Here is a 16207-nt window from a genome sequence, read left to right as displayed (position 1 = left end):
GCCCCCTACGATGGCCGGAGGCTCACCGTTGGGGGATGCATGCACAGTTGGCCCGGCTCCACCTACCCGCTCGGCGCGACGTTCGACGGGAACGGCACGAACTTCGCGCTGTTCAGCGAGGTCGCCGACAAGGTCGAGCTCTGCCTGTTCGACAACCGGCGGCGCGAGAAGCGGGTCGAGCTCATCGACGTGGACGCGTACATCTGGCACGCGTACCTCCCACAGGTGCAGCCCGGCCAGCGCTACGGCTACCGCGTCCACGGGCCGAACGACCCGGCGAAGGGCCTCCGCTGCAACCCGAACAAGCTGCTGCTCGACCCGTACGCCAAGGCCGTCGAGGGCGAGCTGAACTGGAACCAGTCGTTGTTCGGCTACCCGTTCGGCGAGCCCGACGGGCGGAACGACCAGAACTCCGCGAAGAGCATGATGCTCGGCGTCGTCACCAACCCGTTCTTCGACTGGACCGGCGACCGGCATCCCCGCACCCCGTACGCCGCCTCGTTCATCTACGAGGCGCACGTGAAGGGCCTCACCGAGACGCTGCCCGGCGTGCCCGAGGAGATCCGCGGCACCTACGCGGGAATCGGGCACCCGGTCGTCACCGAGCACCTGAGGAAGCTGGGCGTCACGGCGATCGAGCTCATGCCCGTGCACCAGTTCGTCGACGACGGCACCCTGCAGGAGAAGGGCCTGTCGAACTACTGGGGCTACAACACCATCGCGTTCTTCGCACCGCACAACGCGTACGCCTCGACCGGCCAGCGCGGCGAGCAGGTGCAGGAGTTCAAGGCGATGGTGAAGGCCCTGCACGCCGCGGGCATCGAGGTGATCCTCGACGTCGTCTACAACCACACGGCCGAGGGCAACCACCTCGGGCCGACGCTGTCGATGCGCGGCATCGACAACGCCGCCTACTACCGGCTCGTCGACGACGACAAGCGCTTCTACATGGACTACACGGGCACGGGCAACTCGCTGAACGTCGGCAACCCGCACGCGCTGCAGCTCATCATGGACTCGCTCCGGTACTGGGTGCTCGAGATGCACGTCGACGGATTCCGCTTCGACCTCGCGTCGACGCTCGCACGCGAGTTCTACGAGGTCGACAAGCTGTCGACCTTCTTCGAGCTCGTGCAGCAGGACCCGGTGGTCTCGCAGGTCAAGCTCATCGCCGAGCCGTGGGACGTCGGCCCCGGCGGGTACCAGGTCGGCAACTTCCCGCCGCAGTGGACCGAGTGGAACGGCAAGTACCGCGACACCGTCCGCGACTTCTGGCGCGGCGAGCCGGCGACGCTCGGCGAGTTCGCCTCGCGGTTCACCGGTTCGGCCGACCTCTACGAGCACTCGGGGCGGCGGCCCGTGGCATCCATCAACTTCGTCACGGCGCACGACGGCTTCACGCTGCGCGACCTGGTGTCGTACAACGAGAAGCACAACGACGCCAACGGCGAGGGCGGCAAGGACGGGGAATCGCACAACCGCTCGTACAACCTCGGCGTCGAGGGCCCGACCGACGATCCCGACATCCTCACCCTCCGGGCGCGTCAGCAGCGCAACTTCATCGCGACCCTGCTGCTCTCGCAGGGCGTGCCGATGCTCTCGCACGGCGACGAGCTCGGGCGCACGCAGCAGGGCAACAACAACGTCTACGCGCAGGACAGCGCGCTCAGCTGGGTCGACTGGGAGCACGCCGACCAGCCGCTCATCGAGTTCACGGCGGCGGTGGCGAAGCTTCGAGCGGAGCATCCGACGTTCCGTCGGAGCCGGTTCTTCGACGGCCGACCCGTGCGCCAGCCCGAGGGCGGCCCGGTGCCCGACCTGGTCTGGCTGCGCCCCGACGGCACGATCATGGCGCCCGAGGACTGGGACGCGGGGTTCGGCAAGGCGATCGGCGTGTTCCTGAACGGCGAGGGCATCCGCGAGCGCGACCGACGGGGCGAGCGCATCGTCGACCGGCACTTCATCGTGCTGTTCAACGCGCACGACGACACGGTCGAGTTCACGATCCCGCGGCACGAGCTCTCGCCCGAGTGGGAGGTGCTCATCGACACGGCGGGCCGTCGGGCCGACAGCGACCCGGTCCAGCCGGGTGACGTCATCGCGCTCGAGCAGCGGTCGCTCGTCGTGCTGCGCCAGCACGACCCCACGCCCGAGGAGGTCGACCACTCGGTCGCCGCGTCGCTGTCGGCGATGGTCGCGGCGGCCAAGGACGAGGCCCCCGCGCCGAGGACGGAGGCGGGCACGTGACGGAGCCCGTCGCACGCGAGCCGCGGTCGACGTACCGGCTCCAGATCCGTCCGTCGTTCGACCTGCACGACGCGGCGGCCCTCGTCGACTACCTCGACGCGCTCGGCGTCGACTGGCTGTACCTCTCGCCGATCCTGCCGTCGCGCGCGGGGTCCGACCACGGGTACGACGTCGTCGCCCACGACCGGGTCGACGCGGCGCGCGGCGGCGAGGCGGGCCTCGCGGCGCTGGCGGATGCCGCGCACGGCGCCCGTCGCGGCATCCTCGTCGACATCGTGCCCAACCACGTGGGCGTGGCGGATGCCGCGCAGAACGCCTGGTGGTGGAGCCTGCTGCAGCTCGGCCCCGACTCCCCGCACGCCGGCGCGTTCGACGTCGACTGGGCCCTCACCGGGGGGAAGGTGCGCCTGCCCGTGCTCGGCGGCACCCTCGAGGAGGCCGCGGCCGCCGGCGACCTGCGCGTCGAGCACGGCGAGCTGCGGTACTTCGAGCACCGGTTCCCGCTCGCGCCGGGGTCGGCCGAGGCCGCCGACGCGAACGGCGCCGACGCTGCCGTCGACGTGCTCGCGGTGCACGCGCGCCAGCACTACGAGCTCGTGCACTGGCAGCGCGCCGACGCGGAGCTGAACTACCGCCGCTTCTTCGCGGTCAACGAACTCGCCGGCGTCCGCGTCGAGCGTCCCGAGGTGTTCGACGCGACGCACGAGGCGATCGTGCGCTGGATCGGCGACGGTCTCGCCGACGGCCTGCGCGTCGACCACCCGGACGGCCTCGCGCGTCCCGGCGCCTACCTGCGACGACTCGCGAACGCCACGGGCGGCGCGTACGTCCTCGTCGAGAAGATCCTCGAGGGCGACGAGCCGCTGCCGCCGCACTGGCGCACCGACGGCACGACCGGGTACGACGCGCTCGCCGACGTCGACCGGGTGCTCGTCGACCCCGACGGCGAGGCGCCGCTCGACGCGCTCGACGCGCGCCTGCGCGCGCAGACCGGCATCGCCGGACCGACCGACTGGCACGAGCTGATCCACGGCACCAAGCGAGGCATCGCCGACGGCATCCTCCGCAGCGAGGTGCTGCGGCTCGAGCGGATGCTTCCGGAGCCGCGCCCCGCCGGCGCCGCCGACGCGCTCGCCGAGCTGCTCACGTGCTTCCCCGTGTACCGGTCCTATCTCCCGGCGGGCGCCGACCACCTCGAGCAGGCCGCGCGCCGCGCGCGCGAGCACCGGCCCGACCTCGCGCCGACGATCGACGCGCTGCTGCCCGTGCTCGGCGACTCCGGGCACCCGGTCGCCGTGCGCTTCCAGCAGACGAGCGGCATGGTGATGGCCAAGGGCGTCGAGGACACGGCCTTCTACCGGTACACGAGGCTCGGCTCGCTCACCGAGGTCGGCGGCGACCCGGCGGAGTTCGCGATCACCGTCGACCGGTTCCACGAGCGGCAGGTCCGCCGCCACGCGGAGTGGCCGCACTCGATGACCACGCTCTCGACGCACGACACCAAGCGCGGCGAGGACGTCCGCGCGCGTCTCGACGTGCTCGCCGAGATCCCCGAACGCTGGTCGGTCGAGCTCGACGGCCTCCGCGCGACCGCGGGCTCGACCGGCGACGGCCCCTTCGACGCGCTCCTCTGGCAGGCGATGATCGGCGCCTGGCCGCTCGAGCGCGAACGGGCGCACGCCTACGCCGACAAGGCCGCGCGCGAGGCATCCGTCTCGACGACCTGGACCGCGCCGGATGCCGCGTTCGAGACCCGCATGCACGCGGTCATCGATCGCGCCTACGACGACCCCGCCGTGCGGGAACGGGTCGACGCGTTCGTCGCGTGGCTCGCACCCGCCGGGTGGTCGAACTCGCTCTCGGCGAAGCTGCTGCAGCTCACGATGCCCGGCGTGCCCGACGTGTACCAGGGCTCCGAGCTCTGGGAGACGAGCCTCGTCGACCCCGACAACCGCCGGCCCGTCGACTTCGACCTGCGCCGGCGCATGCTCGCCGAGCTCGACGAGGCGACCGCGCGCGGCGAGCTCCCGGCGACGGATGCCACGGGCGCCGCGAAGCTCCTCGTGACCACGCGGGCGCTCCGCGCCCGGCGCGACCACCCCGAGTGGTTCACGCGGTACCGCCCGCTGGAGGTCGTGGGGGAGGCGGCGCGGCACGCCATCGCGTTCGACCGCGGCGGGATCGTGACGGTCGCGACCCGACTGCCCGTCGGCCTCGCCGCCCGGGTCGGCGCCGAGCCGGCGGCATCCGCCCCCGACGGGGCATGGGGCGACACGGCGGTGCTCGTCCCCGGAGGGCCGGTCGTCGACCTGCTCACCGGGCGGCGGCACGGCGACGGCGACGGTGGCGGCGACGGCGTCGGCGGCGCGCTCGCGCTCGCGCTCGCCGAGGTGCTCGCCGGGTATCCGGTCGCGCTGCTCGCGCCCGCGGCATCCGCCCCCGACGCCCCGCAGGTCCACGACGAGGAGGCCGCCCGATGACGCCCGAGCTCTGGGCTCCGATCCCGACGCGCGTCGCGCTGCGACGCCCGGGCCGCGCCGACCTGCCGATGCGGCGCGACGACCGCGACCGGTGGCACGCCGACGTCGAGCTCGCGCCCGGCGACGAGTACGGATTCGTGCTCGACGACGACCACCGGGCCCTCCCGGACCCGCGATCGCTCCGGCAGCCGCTCGGCGTGCACGAACTGAGCGCCGCCTTCGACCTCGGCGCCCACGAGTGGGCGGATGCCGAGTGGACCGGCCGGCAGCTCGCGGGCGGCACCGTGTACGAGCTGCACGTCGGCACGTACACGCCCGACGGCACGCTCGATTCGGCGATCGAGCGACTCGACCACCTCGTCGACCTCGGAATCGACTTCGTCGAACTGCTGCCCGTCAACGCGTTCAACGGCACGCACAACTGGGGCTACGACGGCGTGCTCTGGTACGCCGTCCACGAGGCGTACGGTGGGCCGGCCGCCTACCAGCGCTTCGTCGACGCGTGCCACGCGCGCGGGCTCGCCGTCATCCAGGACGTCGTCTACAACCACCTCGGACCGAGCGGCAACTACCTGCCGCGGTTCGGGCCGTACCTGCGCACGGCCGAGCGCAACACGTGGGGCGACTCGGTGAACCTCGACGAACCCGAGGTGCGCCGCTACATCGTCGAGAACGCGATGACGTGGCTGCGCGACTTCCACGTCGACGGGCTGCGGCTCGACGCGGTGCACGCCCTGCGCGACCGGTCGGACCGGCACATCCTGCGCGAGCTCGCCGAGCACGCCGACGCGCTCTCGGCGCACCTCGGCCGGCCGCTCACGCTGATCGCCGAGTCCGACCTCAACGATCCGACGCTCATCCTGCCGCGCGAGGCGGGCGGATACGGTCTCACCGCGCAGTGGAGCGACGACCACCACCACGCGATGCACGTCGCCCTCACGGGCGAGACCGCGGGCTATTACGCCGACTTCGCGCCGCTCGACGCGCTCGTGAAGACCACGACGCGCGGCTTCTTCCACGACGGCACCTACTCGTCGTTCCGCGGGCGCGACCACGGACGGCCGATCGATCCGGCCGTGCCGGCCTGGCGCCTCGTGACGTTCGCGCAGGACCACGATCAGGTCGGCAACCGCGCGGCCGGCGACCGCCTCTCGCCCGCGCTCGGCGAGGCCCGGCTGGCGATCGCCGCCGTGCTGAACCTGACGACGCCGTTCACGCCCATGCTGTTCATGGGCGAGGAGTGGGGCGCGTCGACGCCCTGGGCGTTCTTCACGTCGCACCCCGAGCCCGAGCTCGGCCGTGCGACCGCCGAGGGGCGCATCGCCGAGTTCGCCCGCATGGGCTGGGACGAGTCGCTCGTGCCCGACCCGCAGGACCCCGAGACCTTCCGGCGCTCCAAGCTCGAGTGGTCGGAGCCCAGCCAGACGGACGGCGCGCACGCGCGCCTGCTCGACCTGCACCGCCGACTGCTCGCCCTCCGCCGCGCGCGCCCCGAGCTCACCGACCCGGCGTTCGAGCACACGACGGCGTGGGCGGATGATGCGGCGAGCCGGTTCCGGATGGATCGCGGCGCCCCCGACGCCCACGAGCGGGTCGTGGTGCTCGTGAACCTCGGCGCGTCGCCGTGGGCGCTCGAGCTCGACGGACCGGCCGAGGTGCTGCTCGCGACCGATCCCGCGCTCGCCGACGCCGGCGTGCCCGACCGCATGATCGAACTCCCGCCCGAGACGGCCGCGATCCTCGCCGTCGCGCACGGATCGTAGGCTGGGCGCGTGAGCATCCCGCAGCACCGCGCCGACCTGGTCCGCCAGGCGGTCGAGCGCTTCGCCGAACTCGAACGCGCGCTCGACGCCCTCGACGGCGTCGCGCTCCCCGGCCGTGACGAGCCGATGACGGATGCCGCGGCCCCCGCGCCGCGCGACCGGGACGCGGTCGACGTCGTCAACCACCTGCACGCCTGGCACGTGCTGCTGCTCGGCTGGCTCGCCGCCGACGCCGCGGGCGAGGCGCCCGCGTATCCCGCCGACGGGTACACCTGGCGCGACCTCGACCGCCTGAACCGCGACCTGCGCGACCGCTACCGGGGCGACGGCGATCCGACCACCGCCCGAGCACGGCTCAGGGCGAGCCACGACTCGTCGCTCGCCCGCCTCGACGCGATGAGCGACGCCGAGATCTTCAGCGACGGGCGAGCGTGGCTTCGGGGCGCCACCCTGGCCGAGCCCGCGCACGAGTGCCTCGGCGGGCACTACGCCTGGGCGCTCGGCGCCATCGCGGGACCACCGGCTCCGGCGGGCGGTTGACCGCGCGGCGCCGCCGGCCGGTCGGGCTCACGCCGGGAGCCGCGCCGTGTCGAGCCCGCGGACGACGAGCAGGCCCGCGAGCACCACGCCCTGCAGCGCGAGCGGTGCGGTGAGCGCCAGGTAGGGCACGCCGACCACCTCCACGACGCCGGCGAGCAGGAGCGCGCTCGCGGCGATCGCCGCCACGACGCCGGCGATGCCCCACACCGACAGCCACCGGGGGACCAGTCGCCACCGGAGGAGCAGCACGAAGAGCAGCAGGTCGCCGAGGCCCATCGCGGTGATCACGACGACGTGGTTGACGAGGTCGCGCCCGATCCGCACCGCCTCGGCGACGATGGCGGTCACCTCGGCCGCCGGCGTGCCGATCGCGGCGTCGTACCCGTGCGCGAGGTCCAGCAGGAGCGCCAGCATGGCGATCGCGAGCAGGTGGAACCCGCAGGCGACGAGCCGGAATCCGACGAAGCCGACGCCGAGCGTCGGGCTCGCGCGCCTCAGGATCGGGTGGAGGACGAGCGCGAAGCCGGCGTACGCCACCACCATGACCAGCTGGAACAGTGCGCCCGAGACGAGCTCCGGTCCGCGCTGCGTCACCGATCCGAGGTAGTCCGGCTCCTCCAGCACGGGGACCACGCTGAGGACCCCCGCGATCATCGCCACGAGCACCAGGGCCCCGGCGGTCGTCGCCGCACGACGCTCTGGCGTCGAACGCGGCCGAACCGTCCGCGTGCCCGAACCGCTCCCGGATGTCTCGTGGGCGCGTCGCATCTCGAATCTCCTTTACACCTGTAAGGTACGTGAACGGACGCCACTATACACGTGTAAGGTCCTGAGTCGGGGATCACGCGAGGAGGACCATGCCGGCACGACCGCCGCTCACGCCGGAGCGCATCATCGGGGCCGCCGTCGCGCTGGCCGATCAGGGCGGCGTCGCCGCCGTGAGCATGCGGAAGGTCGCCGACTCGCTCGGGGTCGAGGCCATGGCCCTGTACCACCACGTGCCGAGCAAGGACGCGATCGTCGACGCGATCGTCGACGCGGTGTTCTCCGAGATCGAGGTCACGCGCTCCGGCGCCGACTGGCGGACGGACCTCGAGTTCGCGGCCCGGTCGACCCGGGCCGCCGTCGCGCGACACAGTTGGGTGCTCGGCCTCATCGAGTCGCGCGACCATGTCGGTGCCCACCGGTTGCGCCGACATGACGCGGTCCTCGGCGTCCTGCTGGACGCGGGGTGCACGCCGATCGAGTCGATCCTCGGGGTCTCCGCGCTCGACAGCTACGTCTACGGCTTCGTGCTGCAGGAGAAGCAGCAGGCGCTCGTCGAGTCCTCCGACGCCGAGGAGGCCGCCGGTCGGTTGCTCGACGACGACTCCGCCGCCGACCTGCCCCACCTCCGGCGAATCGCCGAGGCCGTGCGCGACGGCTCGGCCCCGAGCCACGACGAGGCCTTCGCCCACGGGCTGCGGGTGATCCTCGACGGGCTGCCCGGCTCCGGATCACACCGATGAGCCGCCGTCCGCGTCGCGCCTCAGTGCCGTCCCTGAGGTTCGAGCTTCCCGCGGCCCCCTAGGCTTCGGGCATGTCGACCCGAACGGGCGCCGCGAGCGCCGACCCTGCTCGCCCCGGCATCGCCGCCCGTCTCCGCGCTCCCGGGATCCTGGCCGTCGCGCTCGCCGCAGGCGTCTCCCTGAGCGCCTGTGCGGCGCCGTCGGCAGGACCCGCCGGGCCGACGACGGCTGCGGCGACGCCGACCCCGTCGACGGAGCCCGTCGCCGAGACGGCACCGGGATCGGAACCGCCCGTCGCCCGCTACGACCTCGACTGCGACGGGCTGGTCCCCGCGACGCTCGTCGGCGACCTGTTCGCCGCACCGGTCGAGCCGACCGACCCGCTCGTGACCGCGTCCTCGGTCGGGATCTCGCTGCCGCGCATGACCTCCATCGTCGCCGTGGGCGGCCTGGCGTGCGAGTGGTCGAACGGTGAACCGTCCAACAGCCAGTACGGCACGAATCCCGCGCACGTCGGGCTCCTCGTCACCGTCGTCCCGCCGCCGGCCGGAGGGTGGAGCGACACGGCGGTCCGCTTCGGCATGCCGGCGGCGGGCACCGACTGCGGCGGGCAGACCTGCACGGCCACGCAGCCGGCGTCGGGCGCCTGGGTCCAGGTGCAGGCGACGGATGGCTCGGGCGCACCGGACCCGACGACGTTCGGCCGGGTGGTCGACGCCGCTGTCGCCGCCGTCGATGCCGCCAGTCCGCCTGAACCGCCCGCCGCGACCGGATCGGCGATCCCCGATGACTGCCAGGACCTCGTGCCGGACGCGGTCGTGGAGTCGGCTGCCGGCGTCGCCGAGGTCGTGGAGTCGTCGTTCGCCGGCGGCTGGAGCGAATGGGCCGAGGCGAAGACGATCGCCGGGGACCTCGGCTGCCGGTGGTTCCGGGCCGATGCCGACGAGATCGTGGCCGGCGCGGACTGGGTGCGCGGGGGGCGCTGGGCCTACGAGCGCATCGCCGACGGCGGCGGTCTGGTGCCGCCCGGGTCCGAGGTCGACCTCGGCCTCGTCGCCCCGGATGTCGCCGTCCTCCGATGCGACGCCGCGTACGGCACCTGCGCCGTCGACGTGGTGGTCGGCGCCGACTGGGTGCAGGTCACGGCCCCGGACGAGTCCGTGGCCGTCGCCGTCGCGACCGAGGTCGCCGGCCGGCTGGCGACCTGAGACCTCCTCCGGCCGCGACGCGAGTCACCCCGCCTTCTTGGCGGTGCGGCGCTTCGCCGCCGGCTTCTCATCGGACGATCCGGACTTCGACGACGTCGTGCTCGAGCCCTTCGCAGCCGGCTTCTTCGACGACGAGGACTTCGACGCCGGCTTCGCCGAGGACGAGGACTTCGCGTCATCCGCCCCGCCGCCGCGCTTCGCGGCGATCGACTGGCGCAGCGCCTCCATGAGGTCGATCACCTCGCCGCCCTCCTCCTCGGGCTGCTCGCCGAACGTGGCGGCCGTGTCGAGGGCGTCGCCCTGCTCGAGCTTGGCCTGGATCAGCGTGCGGAGCTCCTGCTGGTACTCGTCGACGAACTGCTCGGGCTCGAAGTCGTTCGACAGGCTCTCGATGAGCTGCTTCGACAGGTCGAGCTCCTTCGACGTGATCTTCGCGGGCTCGTCGAGCGCCGGGAAGTTCGCCTGGCGCACCTCGTCGCTCCAGAGCAGGGTCTGCACCATGAGCACGTCGCCGAACACGCGGAGCGCGGCCAACCGCGTCTTCTGGCGCAGCGCCATCCGTACCACCGCGGTGCGGTCCGTCGACTCGAGCGCCTCGCGCAGCAGCACGTACGCCTTGTTCGACGCCGAGTCGGGCTCGAGGTAGTAGCTGCGGTCGAACATGATCGGGTCGATCTGGTCGGTCGGCACGAACTCGACGACCTCGATCTCACGGCTGCGTTCGGCGGGCAGCGACTTCAGGTCCTCGTCGGTGATGATGACGGTGCGTTCGCCGTCGTCGTACGCCTTGTCGATGTGCTGGTACGGCACGACCTCGCCGTCGATCTCGCACACGCGCTGGTAGCGGATCCGCCCGCCGTCCGCGTCGTGCACCTGGTGCAGGGACACGTCGTGGTCCTCGGTGGCGCTGTACAGCTTGACGGGCACGTTGACGAGGCCGAACGTGACCGCCCCCTTCCACACGGCTCGCATGCCCCCAGTACACACCCCGCCCGGCTGGAGCGATACCCCTTGCCCGCTGCGGCGGGCAGGATGGGGGCATGGCGCAGGGCCCCGCGCAGCTGGTCGACGTCGACGGACGTCGGCTGCGTCTGACGAGCCTCGACAAGGTCATGTACCCGGAGGCCGGCATGACCAAGGGCGAGATGATCGCCTACTACGCCGAGATCGCACCCGTGATGCTGCCCCACGTCGCCGGGCGGCCGATCACGCGCAAGCGCTGGGTGAACGGGGTCGGCACCCCGAGCCATCCGGAGCAGGCCTTCTTCGAGAAGAACCTCGAGCACGCGCCCGAGTGGATCCGGCGAGGCATCCAGCACCACTCCGACGGCGACAAGACGTACCCGATCGCCGACGCCCGGGCGACGCTCGTGTGGCTCGCGCAGATGGGCGCCATCGAGCTGCACGTGCCGCAGTGGCGCTTCGACGCGTCGGGCGCGCCCGCGAATCCCGACCGAATGGTGTTCGACCTCGACCCGGGCGAGGGCGTCGGCCTCGCCGAGTGCGCCGAGGTCGCGCGCATGGTCCGCGACCTCCTGCACCCGATCGGCCTCGACCCCGTGCCGGTGACGAGCGGCAGCAAGGGCATCCACCTCTACGCGCCGCTCGACGGCGCGCAGACCTCGGAGCAGGTGTCGGCCGTCGCGCACGAACTCGCACGGGCCCTCGAGGCCGACCACCCCGACCTGGTCGTGTCGAGCATGCGGAAGACCCTCCGCAGCGGCAGGGTGCTCATCGACTGGAGCCAGAACAACGCCAAGAAGACGACGATCGCGCCGTACTCCCTGCGCGGCCGCTTCCGTCCGACGGTCGCGGCGCCGCGAACGTGGGACGAGCTCGAGGATCCGGACCTGCGCCAGCTCGAAGCCGACGAGGTGGTCGCGATCGTGTCCGAGCGCGGCGATCCGATGCTCGAGGTCACCGGGGCCTCCGCCGACGGGCCGCTCAGCACGTACCTCTCGATGCGCACGGCCGGCTCGACGCCCGAGCCCATGCCCGACTCGGCGTGGGGCGTCGCGAACGACGGCGACCCGCGCTTCGTGATCCAGGAGCACCACGCGCGGCGCCTGCACTTCGACCTGCGGCTCGAGCGCGACGGCGTGCTGAAGAGCTGGGCGGTGCCGAAGGGCGTGCCGGACGACACGGGCGCGAACCACCTCGCCGTGCAGACCGAGGACCACCCGATGCAGTACCTCGTCTTCGAGGGCACGATCCCCGACGGCCAGTACGGCGCCGGGGGCATGACGGTGTGGGACACGGGCACCTACGAGACCGAGAAGTGGCGCGACGACGAGGTCATCTTCACGCTGCACGGCCGGGTCGGCGGCCCGCTCGGCCGCGTACGCCTGGCGCTCATCCGCACGCAGGGCGACGGCGAGAAGAGCCAGTGGCTGCTGCACCGCATGAAGGAGCAGCGCGGCGCCGCGGTCGAGGGGCGAGGGGCGGATGCCGCGGCCGCGCCGGCCACGTCGACGCCCCGCGCGCTCCGCACGGCCGGCGCGGTCCCGCGCGATCCCGTGCCGAAGCCCATGCTCGCGGTCGCCGGCACGCCCGGGCTCGTCTCGGGCGACGACTGGGCGATCGAGTGGAAGTGGGACGGCATCCGCGTCGTCGCCCGCGTGGAGGACGGCGTCGCGCGGCTCGTCAGCCGCAACGGGATCGACCAGACGGCGACGTACCCGGAGCTCGCGGGGCTCGGGTCCGCGCTCCGCGCGGACGCCGTGGTCGACGGCGAGATCGTCGCACTCGACGAGGAGGGCCGGCCCGACTTCGGGCTGCTGCAGCGCCGGATGAACCTCGGCAAGCCGCGCGAGATCGCCGCGGCCGCGGCATCCGTCCCGGTCGGACTGCAACTGTTCGACGTGCTCGAGGTGGCGGGCACCCCCACGGTCGACGAGCCGTACGATCGCCGGCGCGAGCGACTCGAACGCCTCGTGCGGCCGAACGCGGACGCACCCGTCGACGTGCCGCCGGTCGTGGGGCGGGGCGCGGAGGACGCGCTCGAGGAGGCGCGACGGCTCGGGCTCGAGGGGATCGTCGCGAAGCGACGCGGTTCGCGCTACGAGCCCGGCGTCCGGAGCGACGACTGGGTCAAGGTCAAGCTCTCGCGGACCCAGGAGGTCGTCATCGGCGGGTACCGGATGGGGTCCGGCACGCGGGTCGGCCGCATACGCTCGCTGCTCGTCGGCGTGCCGACCCCCGACGGGCTCCGCTACGCGGGCCGCGTCGGGTCCGGCCTCCGCGAGCGCGAGACCGAGCGGTTGCAGGGAGTGCTCGACGGGCTCGCGGGGGACACCTCGCCGTTCATCGACGTCCCGGCCGCGGACGCCGCGGACGCCGTCTGGGTCCGGCCCGAGGTCGTCGGGGAGATCGAGTTCGGCGAGTGGACGCGGACCGGGGTGGCGCGGCATCCGCGCTGGCGAGGCCTCAGGCCCGACAAGGCGGCGGGCGACGTGGGGTTCGAGGCCGGGGCGGGTCCGGGGGACGCCGACGCGCACCCCGGGTGAATGAATCGAACGGATGATTTCGCTGACACCCGGACGGGGGTTAGTGTTCAGCCGTGGGAACCCTGTATTACGGCGACGCCGGCACGCCGATCGAGATCGACGACCGAGCCCTCGCCCACCTCAAGATCGCCATCACGACGAAGCTCCGTCGCAACGAGAGCTTCACCCTCTCCTGGCGCCACGTCGACGGCCCGACGCGCGGCCGCAGCTCGCTGTGGCTCCACCCCGCGATCCCGCTCCGGTTCGTGTTCGAGACGCCCGAGGCCGGCGAGCTCGACCGCGAGTGGATCGAGGACCTCATGCGCGGCGCCAACTCGGGCGGAGGCATCGTGCTCGACCTCGAGCACGCGGCCGCGCGGAAGCCGACCGGACCGAAGCCCGTCGAGGCGGCGTAGGCTCCCGCTTCCGGACGGGCGGAGTCAGCGTCGACGGAACTCGCCCGCAGCGGGACAGTCGAACGGGTCGCGCGCCGAGAGCCCGACCCGGTTCAGGTACCGCACCACGATGCCGTACGAGTCGAGCAGGGTCGTCTCGGTGTAGGGGACGCCGATCGAGCGGCAGTGCTCCCTGACGATCTCCCGCGCCCGCCCGAGATGCGGTCGCGGCATGCTCGGGAAGAGATGGTGCTCGACCTGGTGGTTCAGGCCGCCCATGAGCGCGCCGGTCCAGCGACCCGTGATGTTGCGGCTCGTCAGCACCTGCTTGCTCAGGAAGTCGAGCTTCGCGTCGGCGGGCACGATCGGCATGCCCTTGTGGTTCGGCGCGAAGGATGCGCCCATGTACACGCCGAAGACGGCGAGCTGCACCCCGAGGAACGCGAACGCCATGCCGAGCGGCAGGAACCAGAACACGACGGCGACATAGGCGCCGAGGCGCACCGCGATGAGCGTGAGCTCCAACGCCCTCCCGGGGATCGCGCGGCGCTCGAACAGCGAGCGGATCGACGTGACGTGCAGGTTGAGGCCCTCGAGGAGGAGCAGCGGGAAGAACAGCCAGCCCTGTCGGCGCGTGATCCACGCGATGATCCCGCGCTGCCGCGCCGCCGACTCCTCGGTGAAGGAGATCGTGTCGAACTCGATGTCCGGGTCCTTGCCGATCCGGTTCGGGTTCGCGTGGTGCCGCGTATGCTTCGTCATCCACCACTGGTAGCTGATGCCGACCATGGCCGTCGCGACGAGGCGTCCGACGCGGTCGTTGGCTCGGCCCGACGAGAGCACCGCGCGGTGCGACGCCTCATGGGCGAAGAAGGCGAACTGCGTGAAGATGATCCCGAGCGCCCCTGCGATGAGCAGCTGGTACCAGGTGTCGCCGAGCAGGACGAAGCCCGTGACGGCGCCTCCCAGTGCGAGCACGAGCCCGCCGACCAGCAGCGAGTAGAAGATCGGCGTCCGGCGGAGCAGCCCGCTCTCCTTGATGACCTGCGACAGGGCCGCGTAGCTCTGGGTGACGCCGGGGCGATCACCGCGCGGCTTCGTGGTGCGGAGCGCACCGAGGTGCGGTGCAGGGATGAGTGATGCGCTGATGATCCGGCCCGTCGTCGTCGACTTCCCAGCCGGTGTCTCGCGGGCATCCGCCCGCAGTGGATAGGGCTAGCGTATGGCGGCGTATGTACCGCTCGACGCACATGTGGAGGATGCCCAGCAGACGCACGGCCGCCGCACGGTTCAGGCGACGTCGTCGACGAGCAGTTGCAGCAGTGCGCGCTCCCGTCCGCCCCGGAGTCCCACCAGGCGGCCGTGCTCGTACGCCTCGACGACCCGCGGGTCCACGTAGCTCGCCTTCGCGATCGCGGGCGTGTTGCCGAGCACCTCGCTCGCCCTGACGATCGCCTCCCGAACCGCGGCGGAACGGGCGCGCGTCGTTCCGGCGGTGCCGAGCTCCGCGAGCCGGTCCGCCGCCGCGATCGTCCCACGGAGCGTCCGGAAGTCCTTCGCCGTGAAGTCGCCGCCCGTCCGCGACCGGATGTCCTCGTTGACGTCGATCGGACCGAGCGGCCTCATGCGCCGACCCTCCGCGAACGCGTAGAGCCTCGCCGCCGGCGAGCGGCCCGACATCCCCTCCACGAACGCCGCGAGCGCCGCATCCTCCAGCACGAGCTCCTGCGCGACGCCGCCCTTCGCGCGGAACCGGAGTCGCACGGCGTCGACGCCGTCCAGGCGGGCGTTCCGCACGAGCAGCGTCGTCAGCCCGCGGCTGCGGGCCTGCGCGAGCGACTCCTCCGACCCGATCCGGATGGCGCCGAGGTCGAGCGTGCGGAAGGCCGCGGCGAGCACGCGCTCGCGCAGCAGCTCGTCGAGCGCGAGGTCGCGGCGGACCCCGCGCCGAGCCGCGGGGAGCACCTCGGCGAGCGCCGTCATCCGCTCGAACTTCTCGGCGTCCTGCCGCTCGCGCCAGACCGGGTGGTACAGGTACTGGCGACGGCCGGCCGCGTCGACGCCGACGGCGAGGATGTGCGCGTTCGGCGCTTCGGCGATCCAGACGTCGTCCCACGCGGGCGGGATCGCGAGGTCCGCGATCCGGTTGCGATCGGCGCGGTCGGCGGCCGATCCGTCCGCGTGGCGGTAGGTGAAGCCGCGACCGCTGCGACGGCGCGTGAGCCCGGGTGACGCGTACGGTTCGACGCGTCGCAGTCGCGGCATCCGTCGCCCCTCAGTGGTTGCGCAGGGCGTCGATGAGCTCGCCCTTGCGCTTGCCGCTGTAGCCCGTCAGGCCGAGTTCCTTCGCGCGCTTCTTCAGTTCGGGCACGGTCCAGTCGTCGTAGCTGCCGGACTCGCCGCCCTTCCTGCCGACCGCCGTACGGCCCCGCGCTGCGGCCGCGTTGGAGATCCGGGCGGCCTTCTCCTTGGAGGCGCCGTCGTCGCGGAGCTCCTCGTACAGTTCCGGGTCCTTCAGCGAGTTCTGTCCTCGTCGGTTGCCGGGCATGTCGGTCTCTCCTTCCTTCCGTGCGGGGTCGTG

13 protein-coding genes are annotated in these 16207 nt (G+C 72.6%); 8 read left to right on the top strand and 5 right to left on the bottom strand.

What is annotated here, in order from left to right; translation table 11 throughout:
* Positions 1-39 precede the first annotated feature (39 nt).
* From glgX to GLX25_RS00350, 4 genes are read left to right on the top strand one after another with little or no spacing between them, the layout of a single operon-like run.
* Positions 40-2247 (top strand): glycogen debranching protein GlgX, encoded by a 2208-nt coding sequence (gene glgX / locus GLX25_RS00365; protein WP_155840246.1) that lies wholly within the window; start codon positions 40-42, stop codon positions 2245-2247.
* On the top strand, positions 2244-4727 hold the full coding sequence (gene treY / locus GLX25_RS00360) for a malto-oligosyltrehalose synthase (protein WP_166548287.1): 2484 nt from the start codon (positions 2244-2246) through the stop codon (positions 4725-4727). The genes glgX and treY overlap by 4 nt, the downstream gene beginning before the upstream one ends.
* Positions 4724-6490: a malto-oligosyltrehalose trehalohydrolase gene (gene treZ / locus GLX25_RS00355; protein ID WP_155840245.1), complete on the top strand. Its 1767-nt coding sequence runs from the start codon at positions 4724-4726 to the stop codon at positions 6488-6490. Before treY ends, treZ begins: the two co-directional genes overlap by 4 nt.
* A 9-nt stretch (positions 6491-6499) precedes the next feature.
* Entirely contained in the window at positions 6500-7030 is a 531-nt protein-coding gene (locus tag GLX25_RS00350; protein ID WP_155840244.1) for a ClbS/DfsB family four-helix bundle protein, read from the top strand.
* Between the two features lie 27 nt (positions 7031-7057).
* Here the strand turns inward: GLX25_RS00350 and GLX25_RS00345 are convergent, their stop codons facing one another.
* Positions 7058-7798 carry a DUF4386 domain-containing protein gene (locus GLX25_RS00345; protein ID WP_155840243.1) on the bottom strand — a complete coding sequence of 247 codons (741 nt, stop codon included), beginning with the start codon at positions 7796-7798 and terminating at the stop codon, positions 7058-7060.
* An 89-nt stretch (positions 7799-7887) separates the two neighbouring features.
* On the opposite strand from GLX25_RS00345, the gene GLX25_RS00340 reads away from it, so the two are divergent.
* Both GLX25_RS00340 and GLX25_RS00335 read left to right on the top strand, forming a co-directional pair.
* Complete coding sequence (locus tag GLX25_RS00340; RefSeq protein ID WP_155840242.1) at positions 7888-8538, top strand: TetR/AcrR family transcriptional regulator; 651 nt, start codon at positions 7888-7890, stop codon at positions 8536-8538.
* 71 nt (positions 8539-8609) lie between these two features.
* Positions 8610-9746, top strand: coding sequence for a hypothetical protein (locus tag GLX25_RS00335; RefSeq protein WP_155840241.1), 1137 nt, complete (start codon positions 8610-8612; stop codon positions 9744-9746).
* 24 nt (positions 9747-9770) lie between these two features.
* Here GLX25_RS00335 and ku read toward each other — a convergent pair whose 3' ends face one another.
* A complete protein-coding gene (gene ku / locus GLX25_RS00330; RefSeq protein ID WP_155840240.1) occupies positions 9771-10718 on the bottom strand; it encodes a non-homologous end joining protein Ku in 948 nt (315 codons plus the stop codon).
* A 68-nt stretch (positions 10719-10786) separates the two neighbouring features.
* On the opposite strand from ku, the gene GLX25_RS00325 reads away from it, so the two are divergent.
* Together GLX25_RS00325 and GLX25_RS00320 are read left to right on the top strand one after the other, a co-directional pair.
* A complete protein-coding gene (locus GLX25_RS00325; protein ID WP_155840239.1) occupies positions 10787-13252 on the top strand; it encodes an ATP-dependent DNA ligase in 2466 nt (821 codons plus the stop codon).
* 53 nt (positions 13253-13305) lie between these two features.
* Positions 13306-13647 carry a DUF7882 family protein gene (locus tag GLX25_RS00320; RefSeq protein ID WP_166548286.1) on the top strand — a complete coding sequence of 114 codons (342 nt, stop codon included), beginning with the start codon at positions 13306-13308 and terminating at the stop codon, positions 13645-13647.
* A gap of 24 nt (positions 13648-13671) precedes the next feature.
* Here GLX25_RS00320 and GLX25_RS00315 read toward each other — a convergent pair whose 3' ends face one another.
* The 3 genes from GLX25_RS00315 to GLX25_RS00305 all read right to left on the bottom strand — a co-directional run bounded on the left by GLX25_RS00315 (position 13672) and on the right by GLX25_RS00305 (position 16174).
* Positions 13672-14760: a fatty acid desaturase family protein gene (locus tag GLX25_RS00315; RefSeq protein ID WP_166548358.1), complete on the bottom strand. Its 1089-nt coding sequence runs from the start codon at positions 14758-14760 to the stop codon at positions 13672-13674.
* A gap of 156 nt (positions 14761-14916) precedes the next feature.
* Positions 14917-15891, bottom strand: a complete 975-nt coding sequence (locus GLX25_RS00310; protein WP_155840237.1) for a DNA topoisomerase IB — start codon at positions 15889-15891, stop codon at positions 14917-14919.
* A gap of 10 nt (positions 15892-15901) precedes the next feature.
* Entirely contained in the window at positions 15902-16174 is a 273-nt protein-coding gene (locus GLX25_RS00305) for a DUF7218 family protein (protein WP_155840236.1), read from the bottom strand.
* Positions 16175-16207: the final 33 nt, after the last annotated feature.

Source organism: Agromyces luteolus (assembly GCF_009729855.1).
Classification (GTDB): Bacteria; Actinomycetota; Actinomycetes; order Actinomycetales; family Microbacteriaceae; genus Agromyces; species Agromyces luteolus.
This window is presented reverse-complemented; position numbering and strand designations above follow the sequence as displayed.